Origin of the sequence: Psychrobacter sp., assembly GCF_030457785.1 — a bacterium.
Taxonomy (GTDB): domain Bacteria; phylum Pseudomonadota; class Gammaproteobacteria; order Pseudomonadales; family Moraxellaceae; genus Psychrobacter.
The window spans coordinates 1-4513 of the sequence record NZ_JAKDUI010000215.1; the positions used below are offsets into that span (position 1 = coordinate 1).

Sequence of the window (4513 nt, forward strand, 5' to 3'; positions counted from 1 at the left end):
TTAGTTTATAAAGCGCCGTATTATAACAGTACTTAGCGACTAACACAAAGGATAATCGATAAAGCAATGCTAATAAAAATTATAAAAGCAGCAATAGGCTGTTTTTTAATGCAGAAGTAAACAGGAGCAAAAAAGAAAGCAGCGCTGATACGCTGCTTTTTTCATACAAGTGTAGTCTTCAGAACACCGTTATTTAGTCTTTGGTTCTTTTGCCAGCTGGCTGCTATCAGCTTTTACCACGAGGGTTTTAGCCAGTTTGTCATGCCAACCAATATTTTCAGCGCTTTTGGATGCCATGTAGTAATGAACTGCGATGACAGCAAAGCCCAAAAAGCTGGTAAATGAGAACAGCAAGTTATAGATGATAAACAACAGTATAGTGCGTGTGCCCACCATTTTTATAAAGGAGGGTAAACGGTGTGTGGTTTGATCCACGACACGAATGCCAGTGATAAGCTTACCAAGTGACTGACCTCGTAGAGTAATGAAGACCAGTTGCAGGGCAAACAGACCAAAAACCATCACTTGCGACATCATCAACGTACTGTCAGGTATGCTTTCCATTAGTGACATTGAGTATTGATAAGCGGCGTCCATGTCTTGTATGTTTTGGAACTTGGTATAGTCCACATCCATTTTTGACAAGCCCATCACTAGCGGTAAGATAGCTAGTAAATAGAGTAGCGCGTTTAGAGCCGTTGCCAGTGCTCGCGACATAATGGGAGCAAGTACGACGTTGCCGACGACTTTGTCTTTACTAGTGGTTGCTTTGTTCGTGGCAGATTTGTTTAATGACACATTATTGCGCGGTGTATGATGGCGATTGGTTATCATATCAGGCTTGATGTTTTTGCCCGTGTCTTCAGGGCGTTCAGCCTTACCATACAGCCTGTCTAACGATACTGACTTGTCGTCCTGATCTTTGTTGGCTTGTTCTTCAGGAAAGACAGTAACCTTGTTGATGATGGAGGCATTGTCGTCAGTAGTGCTAGTGTTGCTGGTGCTATTAGGCTGATAAACCGTCTGGTTGTTGGTCAAGGCGCCTACACGTTGCCACTGATCTAGACCTCCATGCCACATCAAGTCATCTAGCAATACCTCACCAGATGCTAACATGATATTGAGTTGTTCCAAGTTGTATGGACCAGCTTGGACGTTATTTCGAGCAAGAAAAATTTGCATAAATGCCTGCATAGTTAGTCATATCTTAAGTTGTTGCTATAAGACTTAGTATTAGGGTCTATTTAAAATTTTTCAAATAGACCCTGATAATTGTATCTTGAATGACTGTATAGGTTGCTGCTTATTTTACTTCTTCACCAGCTAAGAAGAACCAAGTATCTAGTACTGAATCAGGATTCAATGATACTGAGCTGATACCTTGTTCCATGAGCCAGAATGCAAGGTCCGGGTGATCTGATGGGCCCTGACCACAAATACCGACGTATTTGTTTTGTTTGCGGCAGGCAGAGATTGCCATGGTCAATAGCTTCTTAACGGCAGGATCACGCTCATCAAATAGATGTGAGATGATGCCTGAATCACGGTCAAGACCTAGAGTAAGCTGTGTCAAATCGTTAGAGCCGATCGAGAAACCATCGAAGTATTCTAGGAACTCGTCTGCCAACAGAGCATTGGTCGGTAGTTCACACATCATGATGACGCGCAGACCATTTTCACCACGCTTCAGCCCGTTTTTCTCAAGCAGTTCGATCACTTCTTTGGCTTCACCAACAGTACGAACGAATGGAATCATGATTTCAACATTGGTCAAGCCCATCTCGTCGCGCACACGCTTAAGCGCTTTACACTCAAGGTCAAAACAGTCGCGGAAGTTGTCAGAGACATAGCGGCTAGCACCACGGAAGCCCAACATTGGGTTTTCTTCAGATGGCTCGTATAATTTACCACCCAATAAGTTAGCATACTCGTTCGATTTAAAGTCTGACATACGAACGATAACTGGCTGATCATTAAAGGCAACTGCTAGGGTCGAGACACCTTCAACCAGTTTATCAACATAGAAGTCAACAGGTGACGCATAACCAGCGATACGCTCACTAATGGCTTGTGAAATTTCACGCGGCAAGCTGTTCATGTTGAGCAATGCTTTTGGATGCACACCAATCATACGGTTGATGATGAACTCTAGACGTGCAAGACCGATACCTTCGTTTGGCATTTGAGTGAACGTGAATGCACGATCTGGATTACCAACGTTCATCATTACTTTGAACGCAAGCTCTGGCATGGTTTCGATAGAGTTTGTCTGTACCTCGAAATCAATTTTGCTTTCGTAAATAAATCCGGTATCACCTTCAGCACAAGAAGCAGTAACTTCTTGACCATCAGTCAAGAGTTCGGTTGCATTACCACAACCTACAATCGCTGGCACACCTAGCTCACGAGCGATAATCGCAGCGTGACAAGTACGGCCACCACGGTTAGTGATGATGGCAGAAGCGCGTTTCATGACTGGCTCCCAATCAGGATCGGTCATGTCTGAAACCAATACATCGCCGTCTTCTACTTTGTCCATTTCATCTAAGCTGGTGACGATACGTACTTTACCAGCACCGATACGTTGACCGATTGAGCGACCTTCACACAGTACTTTAGCACCTTTAGTATCGATGACATAACGTTCCATGACGTTGCTATCCTGGCGACTCTTAACAGTCTCAGGGCGTGCTTGAACGATAAAGATTTCACCGCTGTCACCATCTTTTGCCCACTCGATGTCCATTGCTTGGCCATAGTGTTTTTCGATCGTAACGGCTTGTTTAGCAAGAGAGGTAAGCTCGTCAGTAGACAGTGAAAATTGCATGCGTTCTTGCTTTTCAACATCTACCGTTTTGACAGACTTGGCAGTGCTGCCTTCATCGCCATAGACCATTTTCTTATGTTTGCTACCCAGATTGCGACGGATAACTGAAGGTTTGCCATTAGCAAGGAGTTGTTTTGAGATATAAAATTCGTCTGGGTTTACTGCCCCTTGAACAACCATCTCACCAAGGCCGTAGCTTGAGGTGATGAATACGACTTGATCAAAACCACTTTCGGTATCTAGTGTAAACATGACACCAGCAGCACCAGTTTCTGAACGAACCATGCGTTGTACAGCGGCAGATAACGCAACACCTTCGTGCTCAAAGCCTTTGTGAACGCGGTAAGAGATAGCGCGGTCGTTGTACAGTGATGCGAATACTTCTTTAATAGCAATTAGGATGTTATCAATACCGCGAATATTCAAGAAAGTTTCTTGTTGTCCGGCAAATGAAGCATCTGGCAAATCTTCAGCAGTGGCAGAAGAACGAACAGCAACAGCGATATCTTCACCACCGCTCATGGTTTCAAATGATTGGCGTACTTCTTGCTCAAGATCCTGTGGCAATTCTTGTTCAATAATCCAAGTACGAATCTTTTTACCAGTAGCAGCAAGCTTATTGACATCATTTACGTCTAATGTTTTTAGCTCGCCGTTAATTTTTTCTAGCAAGCCCGTTTCTGTCAAAAAACGGTTGAAAGCATTAGAGGTAGTGGCAAAACCACCTGGAACACTAACACCCAAATCAGAAAGATGGCTGATCATTTCGCCAAGCGAAGCGTTCTTACCACCAACCATGTCTATGTCGTTTTTTCCTAGCTGATCCAGATTGATTACAAGTGCTGTAGATTGTGCTGCCATGATAACTCCAGAAAATAAGGTTATTTAGTAAAGATTATAAGGGAGGATTATACCGCCATATTTTGATAATTTCGAGGGTTATAACTAAAAAACTTGTTAAAAAGATAAAATTTTGAAGAGTGTTGAGTTATTTGCAGAAACTCTGCCATATGTATAGGTGATAATTATGGTAAATATATGGGTAAATACGAACTTTACCGTGTCTGATTTAAGCCACAGTATCAGCTTAGCATAACGAAAATAAAGCATATTCTCGACGTTTAATAGGTGTGCTTCTATAACACGGATTACTATTAAAGTCGTATTATGCGTATAATACTCAGCATAACGTAAATACCAGTTGTATGTCGTTGCATCAGCGTTTAGGAGTGTTTAGGATAGATGTTTATAAGCACGTTGTTATTATCCGTGATATAGGTAGCCAAATACTGGTGTATAGGCGTTGATGTACAAGTATTGATGTAAATATTCACGTATTGTTGATGAAAGTATTAATGGTATGCTGGGGCGTGTCCTTTATTCAGTCGGTAGTCATCTAAATGGGTTAAAAATGGCCAAACTTTGCCAAACGATGTCAAATAGCTGGCTGCTATCTATGATCTATCTATGCTCTATCTATGCTATCTGCCTATGTTATTTACGTTATTTACGTTATCTGCGCTATTTCCCTTGTTTGACTGTCATTTATCTCATTTTTATCACCACTTTTAAAAAGAGTACACACCTAAATGAAAGCTTAGATTAACACATGAAGTGCAATACCAAATGTGAGGTGAAAAAAAGACCTAGATGCGCTAGCATCAAAGTTTTTATCCACCGACCAAA

2 protein-coding genes are annotated in these 4513 nt (G+C 42.0%); both read right to left on the minus strand.

What is annotated here, in order from left to right; all coding sequences use genetic code 11:
- Positions 1–189 precede the first annotated feature (189 nt).
- Positions 190–1182 (minus strand): RDD family protein, encoded by a 993-nt coding sequence (locus L0J61_RS09495; protein ID WP_301466207.1) that lies wholly within the window; start codon positions 1180–1182, stop codon positions 190–192.
- Between the two features lie 121 nt (positions 1183–1303).
- Positions 1304–3688 (minus strand): phosphoenolpyruvate synthase, encoded by a 2385-nt coding sequence (ppsA, locus tag L0J61_RS09500; protein ID WP_301466208.1) that lies wholly within the window; start codon positions 3686–3688, stop codon positions 1304–1306.
- Positions 3689–4513: the final 825 nt, after the last annotated feature.

Bases quoted from the DNA above. Each gene is read 5' to 3' on its own strand.
- L0J61_RS09495 (WP_301466207.1), bottom strand. From the start codon at position 1,182: ATGCAAATTTTTCTTGCTCGAAATAACGTCCAAGCTGGTCCATACAAC.
- ppsA (WP_301466208.1), bottom strand. From the start codon at position 3,688: ATGGCAGCACAATCTACAGCACTTGTAATCAATCTGGATCAGCTAGGA.